Origin of the sequence: Ruminococcus sp. HUN007, from assembly GCF_000712055.1 — a bacterium.
Lineage (GTDB): Bacteria > Bacillota > Clostridia > Oscillospirales > Ruminococcaceae > HUN007.
On sequence record NZ_JOOA01000002.1, the window covers coordinates 2,924,793 to 2,942,122 of the forward strand.

The 17,330-nt window shown below is 43.4% G+C and carries 13 protein-coding genes, 2 tRNA genes and 1 rRNA gene; 8 read left to right on the top strand and 8 right to left on the bottom strand.

Features of this window, described 5'->3' with window-relative positions:
- Nucleotides 1-171: 171 nt before the first annotated feature.
- The 6 genes from CC97_RS16785 to CC97_RS16805 are packed head-to-tail and all read right to left on the bottom strand — an operon-like array spanning nucleotide 172 to nucleotide 5,097.
- Nucleotides 172-417, bottom strand: coding sequence for an acyl carrier protein (locus CC97_RS16785; protein ID WP_044976427.1), 246 nt, complete (start codon nucleotides 415-417; stop codon nucleotides 172-174).
- Between the two features lies 1 nt (nucleotide 418).
- Complete coding sequence (locus tag CC97_RS16790) at nucleotides 419-2,212, bottom strand: HAD-IIIC family phosphatase (protein WP_044976444.1); 1,794 nt, start codon at nucleotides 2,210-2,212, stop codon at nucleotides 419-421.
- Between the two features lie 18 nt (nucleotides 2,213-2,230).
- Complete coding sequence (locus CC97_RS19190) at nucleotides 2,231-2,749, bottom strand: DHHW family protein (RefSeq protein ID WP_197021878.1); 519 nt, start codon at nucleotides 2,747-2,749, stop codon at nucleotides 2,231-2,233.
- Nucleotides 2,685-3,521, bottom strand: coding sequence for a DHHW family protein (locus CC97_RS19195; protein ID WP_049962997.1), 837 nt, complete (start codon nucleotides 3,519-3,521; stop codon nucleotides 2,685-2,687). Before CC97_RS19195 ends, CC97_RS19190 begins: the two co-directional genes overlap by 65 nt.
- Entirely contained in the window at nucleotides 3,508-3,708 is a 201-nt protein-coding gene (locus tag CC97_RS16800; RefSeq protein ID WP_044976446.1) for a hypothetical protein, read from the bottom strand. Before CC97_RS16800 ends, CC97_RS19195 begins: the two co-directional genes overlap by 14 nt.
- A gap of 15 nt (nucleotides 3,709-3,723) precedes the next feature.
- Nucleotides 3,724-5,097, bottom strand: coding sequence for an MBOAT family O-acyltransferase (locus tag CC97_RS16805; RefSeq protein WP_242848192.1), 1,374 nt, complete (start codon nucleotides 5,095-5,097; stop codon nucleotides 3,724-3,726).
- 245 nt (nucleotides 5,098-5,342) lie between these two features.
- Between CC97_RS16805 and CC97_RS16810 the strand changes: the two genes are divergently transcribed.
- The 5 genes from CC97_RS16810 to tyrS all read left to right on the top strand — a co-directional run bounded on the left by CC97_RS16810 (nucleotide 5,343) and on the right by tyrS (nucleotide 12,920).
- Nucleotides 5,343-6,638, top strand: coding sequence for a GGDEF domain-containing protein (locus CC97_RS16810; RefSeq protein WP_044976448.1), 1,296 nt, complete (start codon nucleotides 5,343-5,345; stop codon nucleotides 6,636-6,638).
- 39 nt (nucleotides 6,639-6,677) lie between these two features.
- Nucleotides 6,678-8,282 carry a cache domain-containing protein gene (locus CC97_RS16815; protein ID WP_044976450.1) on the top strand — a complete coding sequence of 535 codons (1,605 nt, stop codon included), beginning with the start codon at nucleotides 6,678-6,680 and terminating at the stop codon, nucleotides 8,280-8,282.
- Between the two features lie 20 nt (nucleotides 8,283-8,302).
- Complete coding sequence (locus CC97_RS16820; protein ID WP_044976452.1) at nucleotides 8,303-9,925, top strand: extracellular solute-binding protein; 1,623 nt, start codon at nucleotides 8,303-8,305, stop codon at nucleotides 9,923-9,925.
- A gap of 14 nt (nucleotides 9,926-9,939) precedes the next feature.
- Complete coding sequence (locus CC97_RS16825; RefSeq protein WP_044976454.1) at nucleotides 9,940-11,610, top strand: hypothetical protein; 1,671 nt, start codon at nucleotides 9,940-9,942, stop codon at nucleotides 11,608-11,610.
- Nucleotides 11,611-11,702: 92 nt separating this feature from the next.
- Nucleotides 11,703-12,920 carry a tyrosine--tRNA ligase gene (gene tyrS, locus CC97_RS16830; RefSeq protein WP_044976456.1) on the top strand — a complete coding sequence of 406 codons (1,218 nt, stop codon included), beginning with the start codon at nucleotides 11,703-11,705 and terminating at the stop codon, nucleotides 12,918-12,920.
- A gap of 223 nt (nucleotides 12,921-13,143) precedes the next feature.
- Here the strand turns inward: tyrS and CC97_RS16835 are convergent, their stop codons facing one another.
- Together CC97_RS16835 and CC97_RS16840 are read right to left on the bottom strand one after the other, a co-directional pair.
- The gene (locus CC97_RS16835; RefSeq protein WP_044976458.1) at nucleotides 13,144-14,136 is read right to left on the bottom strand and encodes an ATP-binding protein; all 993 of its coding nucleotides are present in this window, start codon (nucleotides 14,134-14,136) and stop codon (nucleotides 13,144-13,146) included.
- A complete protein-coding gene (locus CC97_RS16840) occupies nucleotides 14,133-15,191 on the bottom strand; it encodes a DnaD domain protein (RefSeq protein WP_044976460.1) in 1,059 nt (352 codons plus the stop codon). The genes CC97_RS16835 and CC97_RS16840 overlap by 4 nt, the downstream gene beginning before the upstream one ends.
- Nucleotides 15,192-15,539: 348 nt before the next feature.
- On the opposite strand from CC97_RS16840, the gene CC97_RS16845 reads away from it, so the two are divergent.
- The 3 genes from CC97_RS16845 (at nucleotide 15,540) to CC97_RS16855 (ending at nucleotide 17,300) form a co-directional block, all read left to right on the top strand.
- Nucleotides 15,540-17,048: ribosomal RNA gene (locus CC97_RS16845) — 16S ribosomal RNA — on the top strand.
- Nucleotides 17,049-17,144: 96 nt separating this feature from the next.
- Nucleotides 17,145-17,217 (top strand) — tRNA-Ala (locus CC97_RS16850).
- A 9-nt stretch (nucleotides 17,218-17,226) separates the two neighbouring features.
- Nucleotides 17,227-17,300, top strand: a tRNA-Ile gene (locus CC97_RS16855).
- The last annotated feature ends 30 nt before the right edge of the window (nucleotides 17,301-17,330 follow it).

Sequence of the window (17,330 nt, forward strand, 5' to 3'; positions counted from 1 at the left end):
TGCGATGAATGATCATCCGCATGTAAAACAAAATTAATGAGCGGCAGCTCATTTACAATCAAAAAGGCACTTTCAGCGTGAGCTGAAGGTGCCTTTTCTAATGAAAACAGCATACCAGCTCACGTAAATACGCGGGTTGGTATGCTGAACTGTTTTATATGGAATTTTTTATCAGAGCTTTGTTCTTTCAGCAATGATGTCGATCATTTCGCCGACGTTCTTCATTGTTGAAACTTCCTTCATTTTGAACTTCATCTTAAAAGTGCTCTCAACTGCACTGATGAGATTGATGTGTTCAAGGCTGTCCCATTCCTCGATGTCGTCGGCAACTGTTTCACGGGTTACAACTACGTCGTCAAGATCAAAAACTTCCCTGAAAACTTCATTCAGCTTCTTAAGTATTGCTTCTTTTTCCATTTTAGTATCCTCCGTTGTCTTTTACTTTTATTGATTTGTTTTTATTTTCATAACCGTCAATGTTCATTCTGAATGTACGGTCTCCGTTTTCGTTTTCGGATGTCTTTTCAAAGCCGAAGTCGGTGAAAAGATCTTTTACCATTGCATTCTTGGCTGTCTTGTAGTAGAAGCCGTTTATTACGCTTATACCGTTTTTGCGGCATATCTCCACGAGTCTGTCAAGCATTGCGTATTCCATTTCGCGCTTTAATACTCTGCAGCTCATCAGCCACAGGTCTATGTTAAGTTCATTTCCTTCTTTCCGGCCTATTACTACGGAAACTATACCGTTGTCGCCGAATTTGTCAGCAAGACGTCCGTAGATTTTGATATACTGGTCGTCAGCGAAAACATCTTCCATTTCGTTTAAGGTATATCTCTTTGTTGTAAGATTGAACTGGTTGCTCTTGTTGGTAAGCTGAGTGATACGGGCGAGTGCCACGTCGTCGAACTTGTCAATGTACGCTTCCATTTCAAGGCTCTTAAGATATTCACCGTAGTCCGAAAATTTCTTTTCCGCACCTGCACGCTGAATATTTGCACGGTACATTTCATTTCGTTTTATATCATCAGCGGTGTATGAAGTAAGTTCAAAGTAACCGTTTCTGTCAATGGTTTTGATATAGTCCTCGACATTGTTTACTTCAGGAACTGCAATTCCGCTTATCTGTTCTGAAACGATGTTCCTTTCAGCCGGATTGTCGTCCACGAAAACGAAGCTGTCCGGAAGTATCGATATTTCTTCGGCAATGGCTTCGGTGTTCCTGTCCTTGTTGTCCCAGTTTGCTTTTATCACTACAAAGTCATCAGGGGTAAGCACCGTGTCAGGGTGCTTAAGACCGTCGATCGCATTTTCGTAGTCGTTCTTGGAATTTACAGAAAGAAGTACACCAAGCTGCTTGTGAGCCTTTACGTAGCGCTGGAATTCGGTATATCCTTCTGCCATACCTGTTTCGTGGCCTATCTCGATGCCCTGCTGTCCGAGATCACCTACAACGCCGCCCCAGAGGGTGTTGTCAAGGTCGAGCATGAGCATTTTTCTGTTCTTGCCGAAAACAGATTTGATTATGTTGGAAAGATTATATGCAAATTCCGGTATTGCCTGTGTGTTCATGGCGTATTTGTACATGTACCAGGCGCTTGTATCATGCCACTTTTCAAGTCCGTAGCAGGATGAGATGAAGTTAATGTCATTTATATAGAAGTTTTCGTTTTTACGTGCGTATTCAGCAAATTTTTCGTTGAGTCTTCTTATAAAGCTTATTTTTCCGTGTATGTCGGAAGCGTCCTTGTTTCCGAGAATACGGTAAAACGGAAGCTCGAAGTTGTTCTGAATAACCGGACAGCCAAACTTTTCCTTTACGTTCGTCCAGACTTCCTCAAAGTGTCTGTACTGGTTTTCGAGCATTTCATTTATCTGCTCTTCTGAAGCGGACATATTGAATTCATAAAGCGAAAGATTGCGTGATGTCGTGTGGACATATACGATATCAGGAGCAAAGGACGAAAGTTCTTCGTTTCCGAAAACTGCATCCTGCCAGAACTGAGCATATTCAGACTGGTAGAATTCCGGTTCAATTCCCTGGTCGAGCAGGAAAAGCTCAAGAATGTTTACTATTTCGTTGGTTGTTGAGCCGCCGAGTACGGCAATTTTCTTTTTAATGCGTCCGGTACCTGAAGCGAGAAGCTCTTTCTTTATTGAACGCTTCTTCTTCAGTATGTACGAACTGTCAAAAGGGTAACTCAGTGTTTTCATGATATCTCCTTTTTGGTTTTACTGGTTGAGCAGTACAGATAGATTATACGAGCCTGATCCGCCTGCTGCCGAGAATGTGTTCATGGCGAACAGAAGGTCGGTTGCTCCGTGTTCCTGCATGAAGTTTATAATATTCATATCGAAGTAACGCATGTCGATAACGAAGATGTTTTTGAATGATCCTGTAAGGAACGGAACAAGTGCGTTGCCGTAGCTGTCCTTGATTATGAAAAGTGTTCTTTCGTTCGGAGCCTGCGTTTCAAGGTGAACTATCTGTTCGTCACCGCCCATGTAGGTGCAGTATGCCGATACGCCGTAGGCTTCCTGGAACAGTGAACCTTCATAGCTGTATTCAAATGATGTTGAATAGTATCTTACTGTGTAGTTCTTTTCCGGAACATAGTAAACAAAATCCTCCGGATTATCGTTGAGTGCAGCAGCACCTGAATATCCGTACAGTGTGCCTACGTAGTCAGGAATGACATTTTTTTTCGTATGTGGATATATCTGCGAAAGGCACACCTGCTGTTTCCGCAAATTGTTTTGCCGCATAATATGCACCGAGAGCCTGCCAGTGATGGTCAGTTCTTGCATATATCGGTTCATCTTTGTGGTCTTTCAGGGTGTTGATCGTATTGATATCAGTGATATTGTTAAGCCGGCTTTTTATGTATTCCATTGAAGCGTTTTCATCGCCGTGGGAAATATCGGATTTATCCGGCCAGTAGAATGTCATCGCAGTAGGGCATACCATGTTGAAGACATTTACACCGTCGCCAAGTCTTGACTTGTATTCGTTGAGGACGGAAGCGTAGTCATCGCAGCATTCATCACTTCCGTAGAATATCATTATTCCGCGGTTTTTGTATATCATTATGTCGTTGCTGAGTTCTCCCGCATTGTCATCCGGCGGCGGAGGCGGTGCTTCAGTTACAGCTTCCGTTACCGGTTCGGTAACTGCTTCGGCTGTGACCTCAGTTACTGCTGCTTCATCTCCGGTAACGGCAGGAGGAGCTTCAGTGATTACAGGTGCAGTAACCGGCGGCGCTGTAACTCTGGCGTTTGTTCCTGCAGGAGAGTTGAATTTGTTTGCGGCAGCACTGCCGTTGTTTACAGTGTATACCTTGACCCCGCCCATTTCGATGCCGGCGTGGTCTTTTATTGATGCTGCAAGATTTTTGAGTTTTGTTCGTTTCGGTGTGGTGTCGTTGAAAAATTCAGAAAGACCGTTTGAGAATTCGCCGCTTAAAAGCGTTTCCTTTGAAAATACAGGAAACGGAGCAAGCTTACGGTTCTCAGTGTCGGACATGACAGGCCTTTTTCCGAGAAGGAGAAAAACCTGATGTACCGGCAAGCAGGAAAGCAAAAAGAGTAACGTTTATACGGTTCAGTCTTTTTCTGAGTTTAACGCGGCGTTCCTCAACTGTGACCACTGGTTCAGGAAGTTTTACGTCTATTTCTATGTTTTCAATTTTGTTTGTAAAATTCTTTTTCAACTTGACATCTCCTTGTCAGAATCTGAAATAAAGGAACGGACTGTTTGTTGAATCTACGAGAAGGACCGTGGAAACTGCGAGAAGCAGTACTGTGTATACAATCTTCATTGTGCCGAATGATGCGATCTTAAATTCTGAAGATTCGTCATCGGTCTTAAAGAGGTTTTTAACAGGGAAGCAGCCGATCACTGCTGCAGTGATAAGGAAAAGGTTGTTTACGAACGAAGTCCTTACTGTTTCATCAATAAGTGCGTTGCCGTTGAGTCCGATGAGATTTCCGAAGAAAACTCCGAGCTTTCCGAAATCTTCAAAATAGAAAATACCGAATCCGACAACAATGATGATCTTGTTGAATATATGCTTTACTGCGGCCGGTATCTTCTTCATTCTCTTCTTTCCGATAAGACGTTCTATGTAGATGAATACACCGAAGTAGAGTCCCCAGAGAACGAAGTTCCAGCTTGCTCCGTGCCACAGACCTGTACAGAACCAGACTATGAAAAGGTTGAGTGTCGGTATTCTTTTTCCGAATACAGGAATATAGAGCAGGTAGTCACGGAAGAACGAGCCCAGTGATATATGCCATCTCTGCCAGAATTCCGTTACATCTTTGCAGAGGAACGGGTAGTTGAAGTTTTCGTTGAAGTGGAATCCCATTATTCTGCCCATACCGATGGCCATATCAGAGTATCCTGAAAAGTCAAAGTAAACATACATGGCGTAGAGTACAACTGCGTACCATGTACCGGCAACTGAAAGCTGTGCAAGATCTTTCTTTTCAAAGAAATTCTGAACTATCGGATACAGACTGTCGGCTATGACTGCCTTTTTTGCAAGTCCGATAACGATCCTTGTAATGCCTTCGCTGATATCTTCGGGTGTTGATTTTCTGTCTGTAAGCTCATTTTCGATATCGCTGTAACGTACAATAGGTCCTGCAACGAGCTGAGGGAAAAGAGAGATGTACATCAGAAAACGGAAGTAGTTTTTCTGTACCTTGACTGAATCCCAGTGACAGTCAATTGTGTAGGACATGGCCTGGAAGGTGTAGAAACTTATACCGATAGGAAGCTTGATATCAGGAACGTAAAGATCAAGTGAGAATATGCTGTTTATATTCTCCATGATAAAGCCTGTGTACTTGAAAACAACAAGCATTCCGATGTTTACAAAAAGTGAAAGCCCGAAGACGAATTTTGCGAAAAATCTGTCACGGTACATGTCTATCAGACGACCGGAAACATAGTTGAGTATGGTGCTGCACAGGAGCAGAACTATGTAAGCCGGGTCGCCCCATGCGTAAAAAAGTAAAGAAAAAATGATCAGTACTGCGTTTTTAGCTTTTATTCCGTGCGCGACCTTGAAATAAAAAAGTAAAAAAAACTGCAAAAAATACATAAATGAAAAATAAACTGGAAAATACCATGCTGCCATCCTTTGTTCTTGAATTTCCGTTAATAGTAAATGTAGAAAATATCTTACTTTTACTATGATTTTGCATACTATTTAATTGTATACGTATCGGCGGTAAAAATCAAGTAGTAAATTAAAAAAATAATTGTAGTATATTGTTGAAATAATTATATGAAAATGTTATAATAATATAATAACGTGAAATACATAGGGGTGATTGGATGTCTAATGCAGCTAGAAACCGTATATTACTGAATATTTTTCTTGTTATGTTCATTGCTTTCGGTATTATAATCACTTCGTCCTATATGTTGTTTTCGAAAAATATTAAAAAGGATGAGTTTGTTGCATCTGAGGCTGCAGCCAGCTTTGCATCTATTGAAATAAACGGGGATAAAGCGAAAAAATATGTAAGGACAAAAGAGACCGACGGCGATTACCAGATCGTTTTAAGGCATCTTATGGAGTATGTACATGACAGCAGAGTGAACCGTATCCGTGTGGTAAGCTACACAAGCACTGTAGCGTACAATATTTTTGACACCGGCGGAACCGAACTTGCCCAGAAGATCGCGTGCGACGACTATGAAACAGAAATGAAAACAAAACTTGTGGAATGCCGTGAATCATGGAATGCCACAAGAGGAAATACAAATTATACATACCGTCCGGTCCGTACATCGGACGATGTTTCAGTAGGCTACATAATTACAGAAAGCAGCGTGGTGAACAGCAATATCGTATCTCTTATGCTGATGGTATCCGCAGGTGCGGCTGTTCTGATCCTGGCAGCCTGCTGGATAGTTGCTGAAAAGCTTCGCAGGGATATTCTTATGCCTGTTGAGACTTTCAAGCTTACTGCTGATCAGATTTCAAAGAAAAAACCTGATGAAGCAATAAACAGCGAACTCCTCAACAGATTTGACAACGGAAGCACATATCTTTTCGGAGGTCTTGGAAAGTCGATCAGACGAATGGTTGAAGCTGTCGGAGTAGCCAAAGATGATGTCGACAAAGCCATTTACGAGGCAACTCATGACGTTATGACCGGGGTTTTCAATAAACGTCATTATGAAAACAAGGTTGAAAACTACAGCAAATGTTCATCGCTTCTCGTTATTTACTTCGATGTAAACAATCTTAAGCTGATGAACGACACACTCGGACATGAACGCGGAGACTATGTTATCGAGCAGGCGGCCGAATACATTAAAAATCTTTCAGCGTCAAGGGAAAAAGACGTTGAATTCGACTGCTTCAGAATGGGCGGCGACGAGTTTCTGCTTGTTGTAAGAAACCGTTCGTACCGTGAAATGATCTCAATAGTAAATAAGCTTGATGAAGACTGCCCGGTGATAGTAAGTGCCGAAACAGACAGCGTCAAGTGTTCTGTTGCATACGGCTATGCATATGCCAAGGGAAGTTATGTATATGAACAGCTTCTTGCAGAGGCTGAAGACAACATGTACAGAAAAAAATATGAGATCAAGCAGCAGCTCAATATGCCGGACAGGTAAATATTTCAGGGGACCGGGATCAGAAGGTCGGGGATAATTATGAAAAGGAAAAGAAAAAAGAAACAGATAAAAGCAGGATTTGCTTCGAATATTAAGATCAGAAACAAGGCAACGCTGATCATTGCGATTCTCATGGTCTGCTTTATCGTTATCGGATACGGGGCGTATTACATCGTTTCTTCGATGATTGCCGAAAACAAGAAGGAAAGCGAGAGACTGGCCGCTTCAGCAGCTCTGAGGTATGTTGAAAACGAGATCGACAGCATGGTCCGTATTTCAGAGTCTGTCTATAAAAATGAAGATATCTATGATATCATAGGCAGGAAATATACCTCGGTCATAGATTATCATGAAGCACTCTATGATTTTGACAAGAATAAATTTCCTTCAACAACTGCCGGAAGTGCTGTTGAACAGCTTATGGTGTATACCGACAACGATACAGTCATGAACGGCAAATATATAAGCCGTTTAAGTGATGTAAAAAATGAAGACTGGTACATCAGATACAAGGAGCTCGACAGAGATGTCATTCTTTACTGCAGCAGCAGTAACAGCCAGCTTTCACTTGTCAGAAGACTTAATTACAGGAAGACCGGTACAGGAGATGCAGTCCTGAAACTTGACTTCAATTCCTCAAGGATCGAGGAAAGCTTCAGACAAATGGAGTTTGAGGGAACTATAATTGCGTCATCTGACAGAAAGATCATCTGCAGCAGCAGAAAAAATATGCCTGTTCCTGCTCAGGACATGTACAGCGAATATTACAGGACAAGCAAAAACTATTATACCTGCAGTATCGATTTTTATGTTCAGTCTGACAGGAAAAGTATCATTCCGCTTCTGGCCGTGCCGTTTTTTATTCCGCTTCTCATAATTCTTGTTCTTGGCGTTATAGTCGTGATCGTGATCATAAACGACTTCAAGAACAGAACTATCGAAGTGTGCAACATATGCGACGGAAGAAAAAAGAATACCTCTGACCTTCACAGAAGAAGTCTGGGTGAAGATGAGATCGGACGTCTGTACGATGATGTCAGCGACAAACTCACTGACCTTAAGAGACTTGCAGATGAAAAGAAAAATATGAAGGATTTCGTTGATGACTACCGTGTACGTACAAATGAAGTCATTATGGCTGCGCTCAATTATGAAACAAGCTGTAAATACGGTATAAACTCAGTGGAAAAAGTATCTGTTCCTGTCTCACTCGATGAGGAACTGCTTAATCTCAGCGGTTTTCTCAATGAACTGAAGGAAAGAGCGTATTTCAAATATTCTCTTGTTTCAGATACGACATCAGTAGTAAAAAATGTTCTGCCGTATTCCTTTTCTGCGGTGGCACTTCATGTTGCACAGTATAACGGAACAGGTGCCGAGGTGGAAATAGATATCTGCGAACACGACGGATGCTACAGTGTGCGTTTCCATAAAGCAGGAACATTTCTGACTTCTGCTGATCTGCTCACCCTCAGGGCTATCTTTGAGCCTGAAGGGTCAAGAGGTCTTCCTTCATATAAGGCTGAAGATGAGTTCAATCCTTATGTAAGACTCAGCAGATATTATCTTGAAGATATCACACTGAACATAAATTCAAAGGAAGAACTTGATTTTGAGTTCATTATCACAAAAAGGGAAAGCTGAAAGGAGCTGCAGACAACAGTATGAGATCATCACGTTTTTTTGCAGCTGCACTTACGGCTTCACTTGCACTTGAACTTTGCGGATGCAGCAGCGTTTTCGGCCGTAACAGTAAAGATATAAAGGAATTTACTGCGTATTTTGAAATGACAGGTGAAGAACTTCCCGACGGCAATGAAATTCAGCAGGTCATTGCGGAAAAGACAGGTGCGCTCTGCCATGAAAAATGGAGAGATCCGAACAAGTCAGAAGCTGAAACGATCGAAGAGATGATAATCGCACGTAAATATCCTGACTTCATTTACGGAGGAATGGGACAGCAGGCACTTGTTGACGCAGATGCACTTGTTCCGATAAATCAGTTCTGGGACGGATACGAAAATATACAGAATTATTTTACTCCCGAGGAATGGGACAGACTTAAAGATGAAAACGGATATATTCACTACATACCTGTTTTCAGCAAAACCTATATGCACGAAACTGATCCGGAATACTCCGGAGAAGCGTTCTGGATCCAGGCGAAGGTTCTGGAATGGGGGGGTTATCCTGATCTTAAGACCCCTGACCAGTATTTCGATCTTATTGAACGCTATCTTAAGGAACATCCTGAGAATGAAAACGGTGACAGAAACATAGGCTATGAAATACTGGCTGACGGATATCTTTATTTCTGCATGGAGAATCCGCCTCAGTTTCTCGACGGATATCCTAACGACGGAAGCTGTATCGTAAATCCGCAGACGCTGACCGCTGTGGACTACAACGTTACGCCTACAGCAGAAAAATGGTTTAAGAAACTTAATGAAGAATATCACAAGGGTGTTATCGATCCCGACTTTGCTTTTATGTCATCAGCTCAGTATTCAGAGAAAATAAAATCAGGAACTGTACTCGGTATGGTGGATCAGCGCTGGAATTTCCGTGCGGCGGAAAATGAACTGCCTGCTGACTGCAAATACATTCCTTTTGATCTCGTTGCTGACGAAAGCATAACTCCGAACTACGCATCGCCGCGAGCAATGGATACTTCGCAGGGACTGGGAATATCTGTTGACTGTGACGACATTGAGGCAGCCCTTAAATTCATTGATGATCTTCTTTCACCTGAAATCCTTAATCTGCGTTTCTGGGGAATAGAGGGACAGGATTACTACCGTGATGAATCAGGACTTTTCTACAGGGACGACAAGCAGAAATCAAGAAGTTTTAACAAAGAATATGTTGACAGTCATTTCTGCCGTTACGGATATTTCCCTTATTATTCAGGTATGAACCAGGACGGTAAGAATACATACAGACCTGAGAATCAGCCTGAAGAGTTTTCCAGCACGGTCGGCGGACCGGTAAAGAAATGTCTGGAAGCATACGGCGCTGCAACTCCGGGTGAGCTGATACATGAAGCAGCTGAAAACGGACCGTGGTTTCCGATGTGGTCCTACACCAATACATTTACTGAGGACACAAAATACGGACGTGCAAAGGCTGCCATCGATCAGGTTAAGCACCGTTATCTTCCTGAGGTCATAATGAGTGATGACTTTGAGAAATCATGGGAGGAATATATGGAGGCATATCGTTCGTGCGACATAAACGTATATTTTGATGAACTGACTTCTGAGATCAGAAGAAGAGCAGGCAGGTAAGCGGAGGTGCGGTCTTGACAAAAAAAATATGTTCACTGCTTGCAGTCTGCATTTTCAGTGCTTCTCTGATATCATGCAGCAGTCCGGTCACAAAACAGAACGTTGTGAGTGAGAATACGGTAAAGCACTACACAGGTTTTTTTGCAGTACAGAGAGAATACTCTGAAAGTGAAAGAATACGTGATATTATCGCTGAAAAGACAGGTTCTGTCTGTGAGGAAAAATGGCTTGACAAGAATGACAACCGTGATGATGTTATAAATATAATGATCAACAAGGCGGATTATCCGGATTTCATCTATGCCGGTACGGATCATTCCAGATTTCTTGATGCCGGGGCATATATTCCTCTTGAAAACTATATAGAAAAAAATCAGAATCTTAAGAATTACTTTACTGACAGTGAATGGGAAAGAATAAAGAGCCCTGACGGGCACATCTACATCATTCCGTGTTTCTCGAAAGTTAATATGTATGATACCAACACCATACACAATGATGAGGCGTTCTGGATACAGGTACGTGTGCTTAAGTGGGCGGGATATCCGAAAATCGAGACACCGGATGAGTATTTTGACCTTATCGGACGATATCTCCGTGAACATCCTGAAGATGCAGAGGGCAGAAAACTGATCGGCTATGACATTCTGACTGAAGGATACCTTTCGTTCTGTCTGGAAAATCCGCCGCAGTTTCTTGACGGCTATCCGAATGACGGATGCTGTATCGTTGAACGTGACACCCATACAGTTATCGACTACAACACGACTCCGACTGCGAAAAAATGGTTTCAGATACTCAATTCCGAATATCATAAAGGCGTTATCGATCCTGACTGCTTTGTAATGACCAATAACCAGTATTTTGACAAGCTTTCTGAAGGCATAGTTCTTGGTATGGTTGATCAGTGGTGGAATTTCGGAGGATATGTTCAGGATCTTCCTGATGACTGTGCCTATGTTCCTCTTGGTCTTACGATAGAAAAGGGTATGAGAGAACATTATCATTCTGAACCGGCTTTTGACTCATCACAGGGTATCGGCGTTTCAGTAACATGTAAAGATCCTGACGGCGCAGTGGCATTCATAAACGATCTTCTGGATCCTGAGATCTTCACACTGAGAATGTGGGGAGAAAAAGATACTGACTATACTGTGGACAAGGACGGAAAATTCTCTGTTATACACGATTCGCAGAGTGATCCGGATGAAGAAAGCAAAGAAGGTTCCGGCAGCGGTTCAGCAGATGCGGCTGAGAACGAAAGTATTTCTGCGGAGTATGCCTACCCTTATTTCCCGGTTTACAAGGGAATGAATCCTGACGGTATAAATGCGTACAGCCCGGAATATCAGCCGTCTGAATTCTACAAAAAGCTAAGCAGTATCATGCAGGAGTGTTTTGACGCCTACGGAGTTCACACCTACGTTGAAATGCTGGATAAATCAGAAAAAAGCGCACCGTGGTATCCGATGTGGAGCTATACGAATAATTTTACTGAAAACACTTCTTACGGAAAAGTAAAGAAGGCAATCGACGAAGTAAAACACGAGCATCTTCCTAAGGTCGTAATGAGTGATGACTTTGAAACAGCCTGGGAAGAGTATATGCAGGCTTACTCGGAATGCGGTCCGGAATCCTGTTTTGATGAACTTCAGAAAGAAGTGGACAGGAGAATGAAAAAATAAGTATACATAACTGATATGCACTGCTCTTGACAAATCCTGCGCAGTTATGATAGTATTAAAAGGCTGACTTCAATAAAACAGGAGGAATAAAAATGACTTTATTTGAAGAACTTCAGAGAAGAGGTCTTCTCGCACAGCTTACAGATGAAGAAGAAATCAAAAATCTTATCAATGCAGGTAAAGCAACATTTTATATAGGTTTCGACCCTACAGCAGATTCACTTCACGTTGGTCACTTCATGGCACTCTGTCTTATGAAGAGACTCCAGATGGCAGGCAACAAGCCGATCGTTCTTATCGGAGGCGGTACTGCAATGATCGGTGACCCTTCAGGCAAGACTGACATGAGAAAGATGATGACAAAGGAAACTATTAACCACAACGTTGAATGTTTCAAGAAGCAGATGAGCCGTTTCATCGATTTCTCAGAAGACAGGGCTATCGTTGTAAACAACGGTGACTGGCTCCTCGATCTCAACTACGTAGACGTTCTTCGTGAAGTAGGTGCATGCTTCTCCGTAAACAAGATGCTCACGTTCGAGTGCTACAAGCAGAGAATGGAACGCGGACTTACTTTCCTTGAATTCAACTACATGATCATGCAGAGCTACGACTTCTACATGCTGTTCCAGAAGTACGGCTGTAACATGCAGTTCGGCGGTGATGACCAGTGGGCAAACATGCTCGGCGGTACAGAACTTATCAGAAAGAAGCTCGGCAAGGATGCGCACGCTATGACCATTACACTCCTTCTCAACTCAGAAGGCAAGAAGATGGGCAAAACAGAAAAGGGCGCAGTATGGCTCGATCCTGAAAAGACATCACCGTACGACTTCTACCAGTACTGGAGAAACGTTGCCGACACAGACGTTATCAAGTGCCTCAAGATGCTCACTTTCGTTCCTGTAGAACAGATCGAGGAAATGGAAAAGAACATGGAAGGTGCTCAGTACAACGAAGCCAAGTCACTTCTCGCTTACGAACTTACAAAGCTCGTTCACGGTGAAGAGGAAGCGGCAAAGGCTGACGCAGCAGCAAAGGCTATCTTTGCAGGCGGCGGAGACAGTGCAGACATGCCTTCAACTGCAGTTTCAGCAGAAGATGCTCCTGATGGAAAAATAGGAATTCTTTCACTTCTCGTTAAGTGCGGACTCTGCAAGTCAAACAGTGAAGCAAGACAGCTCGTTACACAGAACGGCATTGCTGTTGACGGTGAAAAGTTCACAGACCCTAAGGGACTTGTAGATATAAATGAACCTGTTGTTATAAAGAAGGGCAAGAAGATCTTCCACAAGGCTATGCTCGGCTGATAAAACGGGATATAAATAATAAAGGACTGTTAAAAAGTCCGGAATACAGAAAGAATCTGCATAACCAGCCCGCGGAAATACGCCGGTCGGTTATGCAGATCTGTTTTTAAATAGATTTATTAAGTCCCGTTCAGGAAAACACTGATCAATGAATAAATCAGCGCGGGGGTCCGGGGCGAAACCGCGCAAATCTCACCTCCGGATTTCCGGTTTGATCAGTGTTTTACTGATTCCTTTTTTGTCTGATAGAAGCTGCTTTTTTCAGCTGACGAACATCATTGCCTGAGAACGGAAGATAATCATATTCTGAAATGATCCTCGAAACTATTCTCTGTTCGTATCTGGCTTCCATTTCTTCGAAAGAAAGATTGGTGCTGATAATAGTAGGAAGCCTTTTGTTAAGACGGGTATTGATTATATTGTAAAGAGTTGCTGTGGTGAACTGCTTTTCATATTCTGATCCGAGATCATCGAGTATCAGGAGCTCGGCGTTTACAAGTACAGAAAGTGTGTCGCCTGACGAACGTCCGAAGTGTTCACTTTCTATCCTGTCGATAAAATTGATGACCGAACCGTACACAACACTGTAGTTTTCGGAAAGCAGTCTTTCAGCAATGGCGAGTGAAAGGTGTGTTTTGCCGAGACCGGTTTCTCCGCTCATAAAAATGTTGGGTGATTCATGTGAAAAAGAAGATGCGTAATTACGGCAGTAATTAAAAATGTTTGACATTGTGGCATAACAGTTGGAATCAGTTTCAGTTGAAACGCCCCTGTAGTATTCAAGATCAAAGGTGCTGAACTTCGAAAGATTTAAAGGTGAACTTTCGTTGAGTTCCTTTACGGCAAGTTTTCCTGCAAGCTCTTCAAGGCATGAACAGCGGCCGTCAGATGTGAACCCTGTATCGGAACATCTTCTGCATGTGTAGTTGATGTCCATGTAGTTTTCCGGATAACCGTTTTTTACAAGAAGACTGCGCATCATTTCCTGCGCCTCTGTATTCTGTTCCTCGAGTTTTTTCATTTCCGCGGGAACGTTTGTGCCTTTTGCGATAACTCTGAGGATATTTACACTTGCCTGCGAGATCATGTTGTTTATCTCTTCGATTTCCGGAACTCTGGTACGAAGTTCAAGAATGTGTTTTTCTCTGTCTGACTGGGCAGTGATTCTGCGCCGTCTGATTATCTCAAGAGCGGCAGCGTAGTGCTTTTCACTCATTTGTTATCATCTCCTTTATATTCTGCAAAAGGAATAGCATAATCTTTTACTTTGCTTATGTCATAGGAAGCTTTTTTCTTAGGTGCGCCCGGATTATATGCTGCGTTTTTTCTGCCTGACATTTCTGATTTTGCCTGTTCACGGGTCCTGATACCTAGTTTCTCCCAGTTGGTGAGAATGCCGTTTACGTATTTAACGGTGAGCGGTTTGCCCTGATCCACAGCTCTTTCACAGGCACAGGCGATAAGATCTGTGTCAAATCCCTTTGCGATCCATTCGTCAAATATTAACTGCTGTTCAGGTGTCGGTTTGCGTTTCAGTCCGAATTCCGATGCCATTTTAGCAGTAAATGTGTGCGCGGCAGTGCGGCGTGCTATCTCAGCGTCAGCTTTTTCAGCAGTGTTGATATCATTCTGACTCCAGTCAGCGGCTATTGTATCAATATATGTAGTACTCGTTTTACCGATAGATGTGCAGTAGGTGAGGAGCATCAGAATTACATCCGGTTTCAGGCCGAGGTATTCATGCTGCCAGATTATTGAACGCATCATAGTGTGATTGATGGTAGAGCCGAGGATCTGCTGAGCCATATCAAGGACGGCTTTCATTTCCGATGTGGAGCAAAGCTGTTCAAGCTCCCTCGGAGTACGCTGGAAAGAAGCACTTGTAGCCTGTATTGTCCGTGCGGATGTTTTTCCCGGATTATTTTCCGGAGGAGTACTGTTTACGGCCTGGCCGGCAGAAGCCTGTATGCTGTCTGCTGAATTCCTCTGGGGCATGTTATTCTGACTGTCCGCGGGAGCATGGGTGACGGAAGCACTGTTTCCTATAACGCCAACGCCTTCCCAGAAATTAAAAGCATCTTTAACGTCTTCAGGATCAATGTTAATGGCAGCGGCGATCTCAGTAGCACTGACATTCCTTCCGTTGTTTCTTAAAATATACAGAAGGACCTTTATCGCGCTTCCTGAAGCGAGTTTCAGATAATTGTCAACAACGGCCGAAGGAACAGCAAAAATATTTCCGTAACAGCCTGCATCAAGATAATAGTCCATACAATAATAGTCCTTCCTTTATTAAATGTGCTTTATAATCATAGCACATTTTTAATATGAATACAAGAACATCACTTTAAGAAAAAAATCTGAAAAAGGTATTGACAACATTGAAATACCATGATATAATAATATAACAGTCAGGCCTGTGAAGTGAAAACGACAGGAATGATTCATTATAAGTATCTTGAAAATTGAACAATGCACTATAAAATACCCTTGAAGATTCTTTGAGATTTAATTCTCTTGAATTATTTAAGAAGTCGAGCAGAAGACGAAAAAATCTGCAGCTAAGTATTCTGAATAGAGTACAGGAAAGATAATAAACCGAAAGGTTATTATAGAACTTTTATAAAGAGTTTGATCCTGGCTCAGGATGAACGCTGGCGGCACGCCTAACACATGCAAGTCGAACGGAGTTTAAGAGAGCTTGCTTTTTTAAACTTAGTGGCGGACGGGTGAGTAACACGTGAGCAACCTGCCTTTCAGAGAGGGATAGCTTCTGGAAACGGATGGTAATACCTCATAACATATTGATACGGCATCGTATTAATATCAAAGATTTATCGCTGAAAGATGGGCTCGCGTCTGATTAGCTGGTTGGTGAGGTAACGGCCCACCAAGGCAACGATCAGTAGCCGGACTGAGAGGTTGAACGGCCACATTGGGACTGAGACACGGCCCAGACTCCTACGGGAGGCAGCAGTGGGGAATATTGCACAATGGGCGCAAGCCTGATGCAGCGATGCCGCGTGAGGGAAGAAGGTTTTCGGATTGTAAACCTCTGTCATCGGGGACGAAAATGACGGTACCCGAGAAGGAAGCTCCGGCTAACTACGTGCCAGCAGCCGCGGTAATACGTAGGGAGCAAGCGTTATCCGGAATTACTGGGTGTAAAGGGAGTGTAGGCGGGACTGCAAGTCAGATGTGAAATATGCCGGCTCAACTGGCAGACTGCATTTGAAACTGTGGTTCTTGAGTGAAGTAGAGGTAAGCGGAATTCCTAGTGTAGCGGTGAAATGCGTAGATATTAGGAGGAACATCAGTGGCGAAGGCGGCTTACTGGGCTTTAACTGACGCTGAGGCTCGAAAGCGTGGGGAGCAAACAGGATTAGATACCCTGGTAGTCCACGCTGTAAACGATGATTACTAGGTGTGGGGGGGCTGACCCCTTCCGTGCCGCAGTTAACACAATAAGTAATCCACCTGGGGAGTACGGCCGCAAGGCTGAAACTCAAAGGAATTGACGGGGGCCCGCACAAGCAGTGGAGTATGTGGTTTAATTCGAAGCAACGCGAAGAACCTTACCAGGTCTTGACATCGAGTGAAGTATTCAGAGATGAATACGTCTTCGGACACAAAGACAGGTGGTGCATGGTTGTCGTCAGCTCGTGTCGTGAGATGTTGGGTTAAGTCCCGCAACGAGCGCAACCCTTACCATTAGTTGCTACGCAAGAGCACTCTAATGGGACTGCCGTTGACAAAACGGAGGAAGGTGGGGATGACGTCAAATCATCATGCCCCTTATGACCTGGGCTACACACGTACTACAATGGCAATCGAACAGAGGGAAGCAATACAGCGATGTAAAGCAAAACCCGAAAAATTGTCTCAGTTCGGATTGCAGGCTGCAACCCGCCTGCATGAAGTCGGAATTGCTAGTAATCGCAGATCAGCATGCTGCGGTGAATACGTTCCCGGGCCTTGTACACACCGCCCGTCACACCATGGGAGTCGGTAACACCCGAAGCCAGTAGTCCAACCGCAAGGAGGACGCTGTCGAAGGTGGGATTGATGACTGGGGTGAAGTCGTAACAAGGTAGCCGTATCGGAAGGTGCGGCTGGATCACCTCCTTTCTAAGGAGAACCGTTCTTCATGAAGAAGAACAAAATTCCTAAGGTTAGTTCATGGGTTAGGCATTGTTCAGCTTTGAGGATACTTATCCTTAAAATGGGGGTATAGCTCAGCTGGGAGAGCACCTGCTTTGCAAGCAGGGGGTCAGGAGTTCGATCCTCCTTATCTCCATTCTTAATTGGGCGCATAGCTCAGGTGGTTAGAGCGCACGCCTGATAAGCGTGAGGTCGATGGTTCGAATCCATTTGTGCCCACTCATTAAGAACAGATATCAGATGATAAAA